Below are 15567 nucleotides of genomic sequence, written 5' to 3' on the forward strand. Positions count from 1 at the left end.
AATAAAAAACTCAGTCAATTTTCTATTTTTCACACAAGCGTAACCGATTTGTAAAAAACCCTCGTTAGACTTTTTTTCAGTTTCTGGTCTAGACCATAATAATTTTACTAACTGAGAAGCCTTAACATGAAAAATATATCGCGTATTGCCGCCAGTATACTGCTGATAACAAGCCCCCAAATTCTTGCCGCAGAAGCAAAACTGACAGGCGTTGTAAAAGATCAACATGCAACACTACCAGGTGCCATGGTGAAAGTAGTTGGAACTAATAACAGTGCCGTTACCGACTTTAATGGCCGCTTTGAACTCCCTAAATTAACACCAGGTACGTATCAACTGGAAGTTAATTATATGGGTTACCAAACAAAGCTACTGAGCGTTTCTGTTAAAGATGATGAACTGAAAGTACTTGAAACCATTTTCCTCAATGCAAACAACACCAACAATGAAATTGAAGAAGTGGTTGCGATTGGTCAAATCCAACGTGGCGAAATGGCTGCAGCTAACAGCCAAAAAAATGCCAGCAATATTATCAATGTGATATCAAGTGACGGCATTGGCAAATTACCAGACCGAAATGCAGCAGAAGCAGTACAGCGTATTCCGGGGATTTCCATTGAGCGCGATCAAGGTGAAGGCCGCTTTGTTGCTGTACGCGGTTTACCATCACAATGGAGCTCAGCATCAATAAATGGTAATCGCTTACCAACCGCTGAAGAAGAAACCACCAGCCGTGCTACCGCATTTGATTTTTTCCCAAGTGAACTTATTGAATTTGTTGAAGTATCAAAAGCCATCACACCTGATATGGAAGGTGATGCAATTGGTGGTAACGTTAATTTCATCACCAAAAAAGCCCCTGACGAATTTACCTTAAATACCAATATCGCGCTAGGTGCAAATGAACTTGCCGAAGGCACTAACTACTCTGCTAGTGTGCTATATGGCGACCGTGTAGCCGATGACAAACTCGGTTATCTAATTAATGCCACTGCATGGAAACGTGATTGGGCGACGGATAACTTTGAACCTCGTCGTGGAAATGATGGTATTGGTATTCGTCGTTTAGAGCTTCGAGACTACAAAGGTACACGCGAAACCTACGGTTTAAATGGCTCTTTAGAGTACACTTTAGATCAGGGTAAAATCAGCGCAAGCGTAATGTACGGTACCTTAATCGACGATGAAACCCATTACAAACATCGTATGCGTTTTGACAAAAACCGCGTTGAAGTGCAACACATTCGCAATGAACTTATCACCGAAATGCGTGGCGGTGAGCTTGCTGGTGAACATTATTTTGGTTTTGATAAAACATTTTCTTGGTCACTCTCAAGTTATGAAAATGAGTTCCGCTACGGCGATATGCCAAATAGCGAAGACAACAGTTACTTTGTTGTGCGTTTTGACCAAAAGAACGTTGGCTATGTTGGCCTTGAAGACCGTGGCACAGGTAAAAACTATGCCTACAACGAAGTGGACGGCGGCAGTGACCCATGGAATGCCATCAGTAACCACTTGCCAAATGGCTTTCAAATGTCACCAAGCGATACCAAGCTTGCATGGGTAGAGCTTTACAAAGTATTTGTTAATGAAAAAGACAAAATCGTTTTCAGCAGTGATTTTGACTGGCAACTAGATAACAGCCTATTACTTAAATTCGGTGTGAAGTACCGTGATAAAGAACGCGTTGCCGAATTTGCTGATGAATTTTACGCTTGGAATAGTGAGAACTACGGCGATGCGCCTACGCTTGCAGACTTTGCGTTAAGCGACCAACCAGGTCGGAATGATTACTTAAACGAACTTAGCATTGATTACGCAAGCCAGTTCTCTCAAGTGGCTTCCACGGATGCGTTAGCACAGTTTTGGACACAAAACCGCAATAAATTTAAGCTCGATTCCGGTGAATCAGCACTTATTTCAAACGGTGGCGCACTTGGTCGTAACTTTGATGTAAACGAGCAACACGCCAGTATTTATGGTATGGCAACATGGCAAGCTAATGAACAAATCGAAGTACTCGGTGGCCTGCGTTTAACCCAAACCGATACCGAAGTATCTGGCTTTACCTATCTTGCCGATCAAGACAAAGTGGTTGAAAGTAAAGCCGAGAATGATTATCTCTCTGTGCTGCCATCGCTCCATATCACATATAAAATGAGTGATATGACCAATTGGCGTTTAGCACTCACGCGCACTTTTGCCCGTCCGGATTTTGGCTCATTATCGCCAGGTGCAACTTACCTTGAAGCAGATAACCAACTGTTTTCAGGTAATCCTGAACTGGAACCAACCTATTCAAACAACATTGATGTCATGTTTGAACATTACTTTGACCGCCTTGGTTTAGTGTCAGCCGGTGTGTTTTATAAAGATATTGAAGATCCAATTTTCCAAAGCAGTTCCATTGGCAGTTACAACGGCCGTGAAGGTGTTAATTTAATTCGACCAGAAAATGGCGACAATGCATCGTTAATAGGATTAGAACTTGCGTTTAATCGTGATTTTGGCTTTATTGCGCCAAGCCTTGAAAACTTTGGGGTAATGGCAAATGTGACCTTTATGGATTCAGAAATGACCATTCCAGAACGCGATGACAAGGTAAGCATCCCTCGCCAAGCCGATGAATTATTTAACATTACCCTTTACTACGATAACACCTTCTTTGCTGCGCGTTTAGCTGTGAACCACAAAGGTGAGTACATTGAAGAGCACGGCGGTGATAAACAAAGCGACAGTTACTACGGTGACTATACCAGCGTTGATTTTACTACCTCATATCAAATTAATGACGATGCCATGGTTTACCTTGAGCTTAATAACTTAACGAACGAACCCTTAATGTATTACCAAGGTCAGCAAGGTCGCCCGCTGCAAGTTGAATATTACGGTATTCGCGGCATGCTCGGCCTTAATTATCGTTTCTAACGAAGTTTTAACGAATGTTTCTAACGAATGTTTTTAACGCGAACGAGCGAACAGGGGTAAGGGTGCATCACAATTCAAACTTAACCCCTTGGGTTACACATTAAGTTCACAGAACACTATCACAATGGGTTCCCGAAACAATTGCCCTAAATTAACACTGATTTGTTGATAGTACCGAGGTTGCAAAGCACCTGTTTTGCACCCTTTTTCAAACGCAGTCGAGACGTATTATGTTGTTTAAAAATGCTAACTGGTTACAAAAGACACAAGGCCCCGCGTTCGTATTATTCGCAGCCTCCGCTGCCTTTATGACTTATTTTTGTATGTACGCATTTCGAAAGCCATTTGCTGCATCAAGCTATCTTGCATTTGAGCAAGAAAACTGGCTTGTAAGCTTTAAAGTGGCGCTGGTATTAAGCCAAGTATTTGGTTACATGCTAGCAAAATTTATCGGCGTAAAAGTGATTTCCGAAATGCACTCTAATCAGCGAGCCAAAGCCATAATTTTAATGATCTTAGGCGCAGAGCTCTCGCTGGTGTTATTTGCACTATTGCCAATTGGCCTTAACATTATTTGCCTATTTTTTAATGGTTTATCTCTTGGCATGATTTGGGGGGTCGTCTTTAGTTATTTAGAAGGTAGACGCACCACCGAAATCCTCGGTGCCATTTTAAGCATCACCTTTATTTTATCATCCGGTGTTGTGAAAACCGTTGGCCGCTTTATTACCAACAACTTAGGTGTTTCTGAGTTATGGATGCCTGCCCTAACAGGCCTACTCTTTTTACCCTTATTATTGCTCAGTGTAGTGTGTTTAAACACCATTCCAAAACCAGATAAAAACGATATTGCAGCAAGGCAAAAACGCACACCAATGGATGGTAAAGCACGGTTTAATTTCTTTAAACAATATTGGTTTGGTATTACAGCGCTCGTTTTAAGTTTTTTACTTTTCACAGGCTTTCGCGACTTTTTAGATAACTTCCAAGCAGAGCTGTGGATGGCGTTAGGTTATGGCGAAGAGCCAACTATTTTTGCTTACGCTGGCATTCGTATTTCAATTATCGTGCTGATTGCCCTTGCCATGATGGTACTGATTAAAAACAACAAAACCGCTTTTTTAGTTAATCATGGTTTTATCTTATTTGGCACTTTATTACTCGGTGCGAGTACCTATGGCTTCGAAGCAGGCATCTTAGATGCCAAGGCATGGATGGTGTTACTTGGTGCAGGACTTTATATCGCGTATATCCCCTACAACTGCTTTTTATTCGACCGCATGATTGCCGCCGTGGGTGGTGTCGCCAATGTGGGTTTTCTACTCTATTTAGCTGATTCAGCAGGGTATATCGGCTCGGTCAGTATTTTGCTGTATCGCACCTTTGCCGAGCCAGAGTTGTCATGGCTGAGCTACTTTATTGCTACCAGTTACTGGATCTGTGCGGTTGCAAGCGTATTAGTCATCAGTTCCCTTTGCTACTTCAGCATAATTTTATCTAACAAATACACCTCTAAACGAGCACTTAATGCTAAGTCGCTCGCACCAACTCATTAAGGACTATTTATGAAACAAGTAGAAGCGCTTATTCTCGACTGGGCTGGCACCGTTGTTGACTATGGCTCAATTGCACCCACTACCATCTTTGTTGAAGCGTTTAAATCGGCTTATGATTTTGACATCACGCTCGAAGAAGCACGAATTCCAATGGGCATGGGTAAATGGGATCATATTGCTGCACTTGGCAAGCTCGACAGTGTTAATCGCCGTTGGTGTGAACAATTTGGTACGGCAATGACCACCGATCAAATTGACCATATTTATCAAACCTTTATGCCGCTGCAAAAAGCCAAAGTTGCGGATCGTTCAGCACCTATCGAAGGCGTGCTACCAGTGATACAACGCTTACAAGCAAAAGGAATTAAAATCGGTAGCTGTTCAGGCTACCCGCGCGAAGTGATGACAGAACTTGAAATTGCCGCAGCTGAACACGGCTACCGCCCAGATCACTGCGTTGCAAGTGACGAGTTGACTGCGGGATCTCGCCCCGGTCCTTGGATGGCATTGGAAAATGTTAACAAACTGGCAATCAATTCTGTCAATCACTGTGTAAAAGTTGATGACTCAGTTCCCGGTATTTTAGAAGGATTAAATGCAGGCATGTGGACAATCGGTGTGGCACTTACGGGCAACGCTGTGGGCAAAAGTGAACAAGAGTGGCAAGCTTTATCAGCAAGTGAACAAATCGCTTTAACGCGCGAAGCATATGCCCAATTATCAAGTGCAGGTGCTCATTTCGTGATTAATAGCTTAGCCGATATAGAACCGGTACTTTTTGAGATTAATGCACGCTTAGCAAGATGCGAACGCCCTTAATGACGTATCAACCCTTTTGGTTTGATCAAGCAATGACTGAAGAAACAACTTCTGTTTCTTCAGCCAGTATTGATGAAAGCCCTTATGACATTGCAATTATTGGTGGTGGATTTACCGGACTTTGGACGGCAATCACCATAAAACAACGCGCACCAAACACGCGTATTGTGATCCTTGAAAAATATTTATGTGGCCAAGGGGCTTCAGGTCGCAATGGCGGCGCCATGTTGACGTGGTCAACCAAGTATTTAAGTTTAAAAAAACGCTTCGGTGAGTCACAAGCCAAGTGGCTAGTACAACAATCTGAAAACGCCGTTCATGCAATATCCCAATTTGCCACAGAACATAATATTGACTGTGATTTACGTGTCGATGGTTGTTACATCACCGCCTCTAATGCCGCGCAACAAGGTGAGCTTACACCCTGTCTTAGTGCCCTTGACGGTGTTTCACTTAATCAATGGCAACCGCTAAATAAAGAGCAGCTGAAACACACGGGTTCAGGTCAAAATCAACACGCGGTTTTTTCACCTCATGCTGGCAGTTTGCAACCGGCTAAACTGGTTCGCGGGCTACGCCGTATTGCCATTGAAATGGGCATAGTGATCAGTGAATCTACCCGTTATGTTTCCCACGTAAAGATAAACGCACCACAAAACGAGACTATTACCGTTTGTTATAAAGACAAAAATCAGTCAATAAAAACTCTTAAAACTGAAAAATTATTATTTGCCGTCAACGCCTGGTTACCAGAGTTAATGCCAAAATTTTCGCGAAATGTTGTGTTGGTATCATCCGATATGGTGATTACTAAACCGATGCCTGAAAGGTTAAAAGCACTTAACCTTAACCATGGTGCAGCAGTTATCGATTCGCGTATCTTTGTGAATTATTACCGCACAACATCCGATGGCCGTTTAATGCTCGGTAAAGGCGGTAACTATTTTAGTTTTGCCAATCAGATAAGTGATAAATTCAACGCACCCAGCCAATATCAAGCTGAGCTACAACACTCACTTAATTATTTCTTTGGCGATCATGGCTTTGAAATTGAGCGCACCTGGACAGGTCCATCGGATCGTAGCGTAAGCGGCTTTCCATTTTTCCAAGAGACCGATAAGAATGTAGTAGTTGCAGCAGGTTACTCGGGCAATGGTGTGGTGCAGTCGTATTTAGGCGGTCAAATCCTCTCGTCTATGCTATTAAATACGCACGATGAATGGCAAAAGTGTGGCCTTGTAAACCAAAAGCTTGAACGTTTTCCCATCGAGCCTTTTCGCACACTTGGCGCTTATGTCATTCGCAACGGCATCAGGCGAAAAGAGAGCGCGGAGGATAACAATGTAGCACCATCTAAACTCGATAATTACTTAGCTAAGCTTTCTGGTGCTGCTGCAAAGGCAGATACAAATTAACGCGCAATTCATATGCTTGACATATTTCTAAGGCCTAATAGCATAGGCCTCGTTTTCTGCAGATTTTAAAAGCCACTTTCTATGTTGCTATATCAAAAAATACAAAAGTATATTCAAACACATATCGCCAGTGGCGAGCTTGCTATTGGTGATAAACTACCATCTGAGCGCACGCTGCAAGAACACTTTAATTCTACTCGTATTACTGTGCGTGAAGCATTAAACCGCCTTGAAGCAGAAGGCTTAATTTACAGCCAAAAACGCCGCGGCTGGTTTGTTACACCCAATAAACTTAAGTGGCGACCTGCTACTAAGGTTAATTTTTATCAATTAGCGCAAGAGCAAGGCTTTACGCCAAACACCCATGTATTGAGTATTGAAAAACAAGAAAATCTGTCGCTTAACCAGCACTTTAGTGGAGATACGTTATATAAAATCGAACGTGTTCGCAGCCTTGATGGCCGACCCATTATGTTTGAGCAGATTAACTGCGATGCCAGCCGTTTTGATGATTTAGAATCACAACCGCTCAATGGCTCAATCACCACGATTATGACCTCTCATTATCATGTGGATATTAACAACGAAGAATGCGTAATAAGTGTTACCGTTCTGCCCGATGATGTTGCCAAAAGCCTTGCAAAAAATAGTGGCGCGCCGTGTTTACAAGTGATTCGTCAGCGTCATGAATCAAGTGGTATTTTAATTGATTACAACATTGAATACTGGCTGCATGATGCCATTGAAATGATAGTAATTGGCCAATAAAAACTAACGCATAGGGCTGAGGTTTCTTATATTTTTCTTTAAATTCTAAGCGCTAACATTTTAACTATGCTGGATTTTTACTAAACTCAGAGCATTAATTGTACAGCGGCAGAATGAATGAGCATTAGTTACCAAGAAGCAGTGGGTGTGAGTACCACCATAGAGATCATCGCCTGTATTTTCGCGCTATTTATTTTACGCTCGGTGATGAAAGACAACAAAGAAACCCCCTACCTTTTTGGTTACTTTATTAGCTCATTACTGTTCTTTTACTTTCTTAATAAATCGACCTTAGAGATTGGCAATACAGGTTGGTACATTGAAGACTTATTAGGTAGCTTAACATCACTCTTTTTTGGTTTAACCATTTGTAAAAAAAACCATAGCGAATGGCTTTGTAGGTTATTAATCACGGCATTTTTTGCGTTTTCAGCGTCAATATTATTTGTTGCAAACCACGTTCATTACACCATGACATTTTCGGCATTTTGTATATTTATTGCGTTTATAAGTCTTGTTCGTACTAAAAATTTAAACCAAGCAGATAAAGGCTTAGCCATATTTATCGCTGTGTCTTTGATGGTTATATTTTACGAATTAAACAGTATTCCTCATAACATTAGTCGAATTGAGTATTACGCATCTGATTTCTATTATCCGCTGGTTTATTTTTCATCGTTAATCTTAGTATTAACGGTATTTATTTTTACCAGCCAATTAATAAACCTTACACTGAAATACAAAACACTCGCCACACAAGACGCACTAACCGGTTTATATAATCGGACTTCTGTTTATGATTTAGTTAACAACCAGCTCGCGCTAGCAAAACGAAATAAACAAGCCTGCGTTGTGCTTATGTTAGATATTGACCATTTTAAACAAGTAAACGATCAGCATGGGCATCAGCAAGGAGATGATGCGATTAAGCTTGTGGCACAGCAAATACAACACTGCACGCGTGAATACGACATTAATTGCCGTTATGGCGGTGAAGAATTCTTTATTTTTTTAACCAATACTGACAGTAACCTTGGCTTTCAAATTGCCGAACGCATTCGTGGATCGGTGACGGAACACTCAAAAGATAAGCTATACGGGCCATTAACCATCAGTGTTGGATTAACTCAGTTTAATGAAACCGTGTCTTTGGATGATAATATTGCACACGCTGATAAAGCCTTGTATCAGTCTAAACAAGCTGGGCGTAACCAAACAACCATTAACTAACAAAACAAAAGGCAATAATCTTAGCTATCACCTTTAGCTAATCAATAATTCTATTTTAAGCTTCTAACCAAAATCGGCTGCGCTTTATTGCACTAAGTAATCGCGTTATATCATCAGGGTAAATCTCGCCAATATTGCCAATGCGGAAACAATCAGCATCTGATACTTTCCCCGGATAAATCACAAACCCTTGCTCTTTTAACGCACTGTAAAACAAAGCAAAATTGTATTTATTACTGGTTGGTGAATAAAACGAGGTGATAATCGGCGAATGAAGCTCTTTCGCTAGTAAGGTGGTAAAACCAAGTGCGTGCATACCATCAACTAAACGCTGTTGATTTTCTTTGTAACGGTTATAGCGCGCTTTAACACCGCCTTCCTCTTCTAATTCCAACAACGCCTGATAGAAGGCTCTTACAACATGAGTCGGCGACGTGAAACGCCACTTACCGTTATGATCTTCCATGGTTTTCCACTGCGCGTACAAATCTAAGCTAAGCGACCGTGCAATGCCTTGACATTGTTCAATAATTGCTTTTTTAACAATCACAAAGCCAAAACCCGGCACACCTTGAATACATTTGTTAGCAGAGCTGATAAGCACATCTATGTTAAGTTCAGCCATATCAAGCTCAATACCACCAAAGCTACTCATTGCATCCAATATAAAAGTTTTTTGGTGCTTTTTAGCAAGCGCGCCTATTTCTGCAATCGGGTTAAGCATGCCCGTGGTGGTTTCGCAGTGCACCATTGCAATGTGAGTAATATCACTGTGTGTTTGTAACTGCTCTTCAACCTCAGCCATATTTGGGAACTGGGTTTCATTTAAATTTATTACCTGCGCATTAATATTTAAGTAATTTGCAATTTCAGCGATGCGCTTACCATAAGCGCCATTATTAATAATAAGCAGTTTATCAGTGTTTTTAATTAAACTGCCAAGTGCTGACTCAACACTTGCAGTACCACTTCCTTGCATTAATACACTGGTATAATCGTGAGTGTTACTCGCAAGTGCCGTGAGTTTTGCACGGATCGCCTGCACAATCTCAATGTTATAGTCGTCATCCCAGGTACACCAATCTTTAAGCATTGCTTGCTTTACTGTATTGCTGGTTGAGAGTGGCCCCGGCGTCAATAACAAGTATTCATTCATTTCATCTTTTCCAATCTGGTATAGTCCAGATCATTTAAGCATAAAAATGACCTCGAATTATGAAACTTCAATGACAAATAACGGTTCGGGGTAAACCTTAGATAGGAGTTATTCGGCTTTTAGTGCTACAAACTGCCCATTAGTAAGTGATAAAAGATCACTTGGTTGAAGTTCAATCTCCAAACCGCGACGACCGGCGCTCACATAAATAGTAGATTGTGCTTTAGCTGAGTCATCAAGCAAGGTTTTAAGACGTTTCTTTTGTCCAAGTGGGCTTACGCCGCCAAGTACATAACCGGTTAAGCGTTCAACATCGAGCGGATCTGCCATTTTTGCTTTTTTTGCTTTACTCGCCTTGGCCACAGCTTTTAGGTTTAATTTTTGATCGACAGGAATAATCGCTACAACCAGCTCGCCATTATCTAAGCTCGCTACTAGCGTTTTAAACACAGTGGCCGCAGATACGCCAAGCTTTTCACTGGCTTCTAACCCGAAAGACGCAAAACTGCTGTCGTGTTCATACTGGTGTACGGAGAAATCTATTTTCGCTTTTTCTGCTGTTTTAATCGCTGGCGTCATGATTTTGCTCATAAAACTAAGATGTTATAAGCAGCTTACATAAGCCAATTCAAAAGCAAAAGCCCTTTTAACACGAAAATAGTGCGACCGTAAAAGTATTCATGTCCAACAAAAAATAGTTCAGGTCGCACTAGGGAGGGTTGATACGGGGTTATCCAGTGAATCTAGCGAATTCTTGTGGACTTAATTCGCCATTACTATCACGGTCTAAATGTGTAAATTGTTCAAGTAGTGCGTGATTGCGTTTCGCCTCGTCTACGCTGATGGTGCCGCTGTTGTCAGAATCGAACAAAGCAAACTCTTCATCTGCAACAGCTTTTACGGTGGCAAATAACATTACATACATTGAGATTGCGATAACTAAGGCTTTTTTCATTTCACTTCACTACTTGATTTAATAAAAAAAGTTGGACTCACTCGGCATACTGATTGACAAGGAGTTAAGTGAGCCCAACTGTAAAACGGGATATTTAAGAAGCTTTAAACTTATGACGCTTTAAACTTCGAAAATTCCTCTTTGCTTAACTCGCCACTGTTGTCTACATCTAAGTCAGCAAATTGGTGAACTAGCGATACGTTTTGCATTGCTTCGTCTTTGCTGATAGAGCCGTTACCGTCTGTATCAAATGTTGCGAAATCGTCTGCTGCAACTGCTGAGAATGAACTTGCGATAACAAATACTGACATTACTAATTTTTTCATTTGGAACTTCCTTTCATTTTAACTTTGAATATCTAAACTGATTGGAAAGTAGCGCACTTCCCTATTATTAAGTGGTAAGGCGTTTGTTAGCCTTCAAATGCTGCAAATTCGTCTTTGCTGATTTGCGCATCTTCGTTTGTGTCTAACTCTTGAAACACTTCAGCTACTTTGCTGTTTGCTCCCGCTTCTACTTCAGAAATGAAGCCATCTTTGTTAAGGTCAAGCTCATCAAATAATGTGTTTGCTTGTGTATTAAATGCTGCTACACCAAGTACTGCTGTTAAATATGCAATTGCTCTAATCTTCATGGGTATTTCTCCCTATATTTGGATGTCCGTTAAATTTTTGCTTAACGCAAAATACATTTGTTAAGCTAGTCTCGTTTTATGCTTTCGCATTGTCGCTAAGACTATTACAAACATGATGCCAACTTTTAAAAAAGCATATAAAACAAATAGATAGAATATTTTTGAGGCATTTCGTTCGAAAACCAGCTGTTTATTTGTTGCTAAATTGCAACAGCAGAACAGTCGATATATTTTTATCTATATAAAACAAATAGTTACATTGTCGCAATTTAGCAACAACTAATTTAATTTCTACTTTTAATCGAGCGAAAGCTGTTCGGTTCAGCCTGTATTTGCAAAGGTTTTTTTAGTGAAACAATTTTTTTCTCAGTCGTTACAAAAACAAGCGCTAGTCGCTATGTTAGTGGGCGTGCTTCCAATCGTATTGCTTACACTGTGGTATGCCACCAGCATCTCGAAACACCAGCAAGAAACACTTAGTATTTATGATGAAAATCAAGAACTTATACTCGAATACAATTATATAAAAGCAGACGTAAATGGCATTGAAAAGGCGCTCAAGAACAACCAACTTTTAAAGAGTGAACAATTACAAATTAGTATCGAACAAAAATGGCAAACCACGCAAAATCGCATCGAATTACTAAAATTAAAACTCGCGAAAAGTGATTTTGTTGCTAAATTGCAACAAGCGACATTATTGGACCCCAAAAGCGCTGACGAATTTGCTCAACTGGTGGCGCAACTTAAACAACTTGATGCCAACTTTGATGACACACTAGATACCCGTCTCGCAAATAAAAATGAACAGTTTAAGTCGTTACAAACCGAGTTTGTTGTTGGCCTTATTGTGTTACTGCCGATATTAGTGATTATTAGTTCGTTTTTAATCTTTCGCATTTGTCGTCAACTCAATCAGGTTGAAACCGTGTTATCAGATGTAGGTAAAGGGCAGTTAGATCAACCGATAAAATTATCAGGTAGCCATGAGCTGCAACAACTTGGCAGGCGACTAGACTGGCTTCGCTTGGCACTAAAACGCGTGCAACAACAAAAGGAAACCTTTTTGCGTCATGTCACCCACGAACTGAAAACACCGCTAGCCTCAATTAATGAAGGCAGTAGCTTATTAAACAGCGGGTTACTTGGTGAGGTAAGTGATAAACAAGGTAGAATTTTAACCATAATGCAGCAATCGGTAGAGAAGCTTGCGCGCATGATTAATGATTTACTTAATTACAGTGCAGCAAGCCACCCTGACGGACTACAACAGGTTACCTCTTTCAACACACTAGAAGAAGAAATTAACCGTCACTTAAGTGATACTATTGCGAATAAAGACATCGCTATATGTTGGCACATTAGCGCTACAAATAAGGTACCTCACTTACCGTGTAAATTGATCCTTACGCAACTAGTCAGCAATGCGCTAAATCATGCGACGAGCACAGTAGATATTTACATTAGACAAAATCATAATACCATTGAACTCAACGTGGCGGACGACGGACCAGGCATTAATCAAGAAGAAGCACACTTACTTTTTCAGCCTTTTTACCAAAGCGAACACAATAAAAACAAGCAAGGTTCTGGGTTAGGGCTTGCCATTGTGTCAGAATGCGTCAATCAATTAAAAGGCGATATCACATGGCAAGAAACAGACTCAGGTACAAACATACTAATTACATTCCCAAGCCAATGAAGATATTTAAACTAATTACACAGTTAAGTGCAGCACTGTTTATTGTCGCATGTACAAGTACACCACCTGTGCAAAATAACAGCGAACACACTCAGCCGACAACAAATAAGGCAGCAGAACAAACGCATCAACCAATTACCACAGTTATAAGCGCCTTACTTGCAAATTGTACTCAAGCGCCAACACGCCAAACTCTTGAAAACGAGGCGTTACAAACATTTATTAGTGAATACTGTACAACAACCTCTACCAACAAACAGTTAAAACTAATTGAGGACATTAAAGCCAACGCGTTATGGCCAAATGATTACGTGGTTTGGTTTGATTCGTTAACTTGGCATACGGAAAACTTACGAAAACAAAAGATCACTAACTTTTATTCAGATTCAAAAGCTCAAAAACACGAGCAACAATTACTCGAGCTGCAAAGGCAATTAATTGAACTTAAACAAAAGCTAGTCGACATTGAAAAGCAACGCCTTGAAACCTCTCTTTCAGAAAACAGAACACAATAAAGGACACCTATGAAACATTTGGCTAGCGCTGCCAATTTATTATTGGTTGACGATGACACTGCGCTTGCAGAACTGCTTGCGATTCGCCTTGAAGGCAACGGATATAATGTCACTGTGGCTGAAAATGGTAATCAAGCACTTGCCCTGTTAAAGCAAACCGCCATTGATTTAGTGATCACCGATTTTAAAATGGCGAATATGGATGGCTTTGCTCTTAATCAAGAAATCAAAAAATTTTACACTGGCATGCCGGTAATTATGATGACAGCACATGGTTCTATTCCCGATGCGGTAGATGCCATGCACCAAGGGTTTGTTAGCTTTTTAACAAAACCTATCGATAGCCAGCAAATGCTTGATGTGATAGAAAAAACGCTTGCCGGTAAAGTAAGCCAAAACAGCAGTGTTGAGCCAGATAACTTTCATGGCCTCATTTACCAAAGTGAAAAAATGCACCAATTAGTGCAGCAAATAAAAGCGCTGGCAAACAGTAAGGTCAATATCCTTATTCAAGGTCAAAGCGGTAGCGGTAAAGAAGTCGCAGCAAAAGCCATTCACTTAGCCAGTAATCAAGCCAACGGCCCTTTTATTGCTATTAACTGTGGTGCAATGCCAGGTCACTTGCTTGAATCAGAGTTATTTGGTCATAAAAAAGGAGCCTTCACAGGCGCAGTAAGCGATAAAGAAGGCCTAGTGCAAGCGGCCAATGGCGGTACCTTATTTTTAGATGAAATTGGCGATATGCCGCTTGATTTGCAAGTCAAATTATTACGGGTGTTACAAGAGAAAAAAGTTCGTCCAGTTGGTAGCCAAGTTGAACAAGAAGTCGATATTCGTGTAGTCTCAGCAAGCCATAAAAATATCGTGCAAGCGGTCAAAGATAATCAATTCCGTGAAGACTTGTATTATCGTTTAAATGTGGTTTCAATTACTTTACCGAGCTTAAAAGAACGCTTAGATGATATCCCCCTACTCGCCACGCGATTTTTAGCCAAACTCACCGACGACGCCAAACAATTTAATCCACAAAGTATCACGCGCATGCTAAGTTACGATTGGCCGGGTAACGTGCGTCAACTACACAATATCGTTGAACACTGTATTGCCATTAGTGCTGGAAATATTATTACCGAAGATGTTGTTGCAAACGCATTGCCTGATTCAGATGAAACGCATAACGCCTTTGTTGGTTTAAATGAAGCCAAACGTCAGTTTGAATATGACTATATTCAAAAGGTGTTAGCACTGTCTGGTGGCAATGTGTCTGAAGCTGCAAAACTGGCACAACGAAACCGTTCCGACTTTTACAAATTAATGAAAAAACACGAAATTAATAATGAGTGATCATACAATTACGTAATAGTGTTCCGTTACACTTGGGCGTTATCACCGTTTTTGGATTGGTTTAAGTCTGCAAGTAAAATGAGGCTTAAACCAATTATCGCAATATTCGTTGTAACTGGATTAAATGCTTCAATCAGTAACGACGGCTGTAAAATCGCAACAAACAGCAATAAACCACATAACGCTAAGATATTGAAAAATAATAGCAGTTTTGAACGATAATAAACAAAAATAAGCAGACCGAACAACACTTCCCCGACCCCCGCGGCTTTCGTAATGAAGTATGAGGCTTCTTCAGAAAACCCGATACTCGCAGTCATTAACTTTTCAAATGGCGCAATATGCACTAGTTTTGGAAAAATTCCGTGATACAACCAACTAAAACTCACAATATAACGAGCAATTTGAACTGATGACACCGAGTTTCGTCCTTGATTTACAACATTAGTATTGACGTCATCCTAACATCAAAACACCAAGCAACGTCTTAAATATTGAAAAAACATCAGCTTAAATCGCATACGATGTTTCACAACAATAAA

Annotated in this window: 15 protein-coding genes; 9 read left to right on the top strand and 6 right to left on the bottom strand. The window is 40.6% G+C overall.

Features of this window, described 5'->3' with window-relative positions; all coding sequences use genetic code 11:
• Window positions 1-126: 126 nt before the first annotated feature.
• The 6 genes from L1068_RS02495 to L1068_RS02520 all read left to right on the top strand — a co-directional run bounded on the left by L1068_RS02495 (window position 127) and on the right by L1068_RS02520 (window position 8719).
• Window positions 127-2931 carry a TonB-dependent receptor gene (locus L1068_RS02495; RefSeq protein WP_237128919.1) on the top strand — a complete coding sequence of 935 codons (2805 nt, stop codon included), beginning with the start codon at window positions 127-129 and terminating at the stop codon, window positions 2929-2931.
• Between the two features lie 230 nt (window positions 2932-3161).
• A complete protein-coding gene (locus L1068_RS02500; protein WP_237128920.1) occupies window positions 3162-4487 on the top strand; it encodes a DUF5690 family protein in 1326 nt (441 codons plus the stop codon).
• 9 nt (window positions 4488-4496) lie between these two features.
• Window positions 4497-5306: a phosphonoacetaldehyde hydrolase gene (gene phnX, locus L1068_RS02505; protein ID WP_237128921.1), complete on the top strand. Its 810-nt coding sequence runs from the start codon at window positions 4497-4499 to the stop codon at window positions 5304-5306.
• Window positions 5306-6721, top strand: a complete 1416-nt coding sequence (locus L1068_RS02510; RefSeq protein WP_237128922.1) for an FAD-dependent oxidoreductase — start codon at window positions 5306-5308, stop codon at window positions 6719-6721. The genes phnX and L1068_RS02510 overlap by 1 nt, the downstream gene beginning before the upstream one ends.
• Window positions 6722-6802: 81 nt before the next feature.
• Window positions 6803-7489 carry a UTRA domain-containing protein gene (locus tag L1068_RS02515; protein WP_237128923.1) on the top strand — a complete coding sequence of 229 codons (687 nt, stop codon included), beginning with the start codon at window positions 6803-6805 and terminating at the stop codon, window positions 7487-7489.
• Window positions 7490-7606: 117 nt separating this feature from the next.
• Window positions 7607-8719, top strand: a complete 1113-nt coding sequence (locus L1068_RS02520) for a GGDEF domain-containing protein (protein WP_237128924.1) — start codon at window positions 7607-7609, stop codon at window positions 8717-8719.
• 55 nt (window positions 8720-8774) lie between these two features.
• On the opposite strand, the gene phnW is transcribed toward L1068_RS02520, so the two are convergent.
• The 5 genes from phnW to L1068_RS02545 all read right to left on the bottom strand — a co-directional run bounded on the left by phnW (window position 8775) and on the right by L1068_RS02545 (window position 11464).
• On the bottom strand, window positions 8775-9875 hold the full coding sequence (gene phnW, locus L1068_RS02525; protein WP_237128925.1) for a 2-aminoethylphosphonate--pyruvate transaminase: 1101 nt from the start codon (window positions 9873-9875) through the stop codon (window positions 8775-8777).
• Window positions 9876-9983: 108 nt separating this feature from the next.
• Window positions 9984-10454 (bottom strand): Cys-tRNA(Pro) deacylase, encoded by a 471-nt coding sequence (gene ybaK / locus L1068_RS02530; RefSeq protein WP_237128926.1) that lies wholly within the window; start codon window positions 10452-10454, stop codon window positions 9984-9986.
• A gap of 151 nt (window positions 10455-10605) precedes the next feature.
• Window positions 10606-10830 (bottom strand): EF-hand domain-containing protein, encoded by a 225-nt coding sequence (locus L1068_RS02535; protein ID WP_237128927.1) that lies wholly within the window; start codon window positions 10828-10830, stop codon window positions 10606-10608.
• A gap of 110 nt (window positions 10831-10940) precedes the next feature.
• Window positions 10941-11156, bottom strand: coding sequence for a calmodulin (locus tag L1068_RS02540; protein ID WP_237128928.1), 216 nt, complete (start codon window positions 11154-11156; stop codon window positions 10941-10943).
• A gap of 86 nt (window positions 11157-11242) precedes the next feature.
• Window positions 11243-11464, bottom strand: a complete 222-nt coding sequence (locus L1068_RS02545) for an EF-hand domain-containing protein (RefSeq protein ID WP_237128929.1) — start codon at window positions 11462-11464, stop codon at window positions 11243-11245.
• A gap of 349 nt (window positions 11465-11813) precedes the next feature.
• Between L1068_RS02545 and L1068_RS02550 the strand changes: the two genes are divergently transcribed.
• Genes L1068_RS02550 through L1068_RS02560 form a run of 3 tightly spaced genes read left to right on the top strand, consistent with a single transcriptional unit; the run spans window position 11814 to window position 15025 of the window.
• A complete protein-coding gene (locus L1068_RS02550; protein ID WP_237128930.1) occupies window positions 11814-13166 on the top strand; it encodes an ATP-binding protein in 1353 nt (450 codons plus the stop codon).
• Window positions 13112-13681 carry a hypothetical protein gene (locus L1068_RS02555; protein WP_237128931.1) on the top strand — a complete coding sequence of 190 codons (570 nt, stop codon included), beginning with the start codon at window positions 13112-13114 and terminating at the stop codon, window positions 13679-13681. The genes L1068_RS02550 and L1068_RS02555 overlap by 55 nt, the downstream gene beginning before the upstream one ends.
• 9 nt (window positions 13682-13690) lie before the next feature.
• On the top strand, window positions 13691-15025 hold the full coding sequence (locus L1068_RS02560) for a sigma-54 dependent transcriptional regulator (RefSeq protein WP_010558926.1): 1335 nt from the start codon (window positions 13691-13693) through the stop codon (window positions 15023-15025).
• A 26-nt stretch (window positions 15026-15051) separates the two neighbouring features.
• Here the strand turns inward: L1068_RS02560 and L1068_RS02565 are convergent, their stop codons facing one another.
• Window positions 15052-15444, bottom strand: a complete 393-nt coding sequence (locus L1068_RS02565) for a DoxX-like family protein (RefSeq protein WP_237128932.1) — start codon at window positions 15442-15444, stop codon at window positions 15052-15054.
• Window positions 15445-15567: the final 123 nt, after the last annotated feature.

Origin of the sequence: Pseudoalteromonas sp. MMG024, assembly GCF_021654175.1 — a bacterium.
Taxonomy (GTDB): Bacteria; Pseudomonadota; Gammaproteobacteria; order Enterobacterales; family Alteromonadaceae; genus Pseudoalteromonas.

What these genes read in the sequence shown, in the direction of transcription:
- L1068_RS02535 (WP_237128927.1), bottom strand. Translation starts at nt 10,830, where the DNA reads ATGAAAAAAGCCTTAGTTATCGCAATCTCAATGTATGTAATGTTATTT.
- phnW (WP_237128925.1), bottom strand. Translation starts at nt 9,875, where the DNA reads ATGAATGAATACTTGTTATTGACGCCGGGGCCACTCTCAACCAGCAAT.
- L1068_RS02495 (WP_237128919.1), top strand. Translation starts at nt 127, where the DNA reads ATGAAAAATATATCGCGTATTGCCGCCAGTATACTGCTGATAACAAGC.
- L1068_RS02555 (WP_237128931.1), top strand. Translation starts at nt 13,112, where the DNA reads ATGGCAAGAAACAGACTCAGGTACAAACATACTAATTACATTCCCAAG.
- ybaK (WP_237128926.1), bottom strand. Translation starts at nt 10,454, where the DNA reads ATGACGCCAGCGATTAAAACAGCAGAAAAAGCGAAAATAGATTTCTCC.
- L1068_RS02540 (WP_237128928.1), bottom strand. Translation starts at nt 11,156, where the DNA reads ATGAAAAAATTAGTAATGTCAGTATTTGTTATCGCAAGTTCATTCTCA.
- L1068_RS02560 (WP_010558926.1), top strand. Translation starts at nt 13,691, where the DNA reads ATGAAACATTTGGCTAGCGCTGCCAATTTATTATTGGTTGACGATGAC.
- L1068_RS02520 (WP_237128924.1), top strand. Translation starts at nt 7,607, where the DNA reads ATGAGCATTAGTTACCAAGAAGCAGTGGGTGTGAGTACCACCATAGAG.
- phnX (WP_237128921.1), top strand. Translation starts at nt 4,497, where the DNA reads ATGAAACAAGTAGAAGCGCTTATTCTCGACTGGGCTGGCACCGTTGTT.
- L1068_RS02510 (WP_237128922.1), top strand. Translation starts at nt 5,306, where the DNA reads ATGACGTATCAACCCTTTTGGTTTGATCAAGCAATGACTGAAGAAACA.
- L1068_RS02545 (WP_237128929.1), bottom strand. Translation starts at nt 11,464, where the DNA reads ATGAAGATTAGAGCAATTGCATATTTAACAGCAGTACTTGGTGTAGCA.
- L1068_RS02500 (WP_237128920.1), top strand. Translation starts at nt 3,162, where the DNA reads ATGTTGTTTAAAAATGCTAACTGGTTACAAAAGACACAAGGCCCCGCG.
- L1068_RS02515 (WP_237128923.1), top strand. Translation starts at nt 6,803, where the DNA reads ATGTTGCTATATCAAAAAATACAAAAGTATATTCAAACACATATCGCC.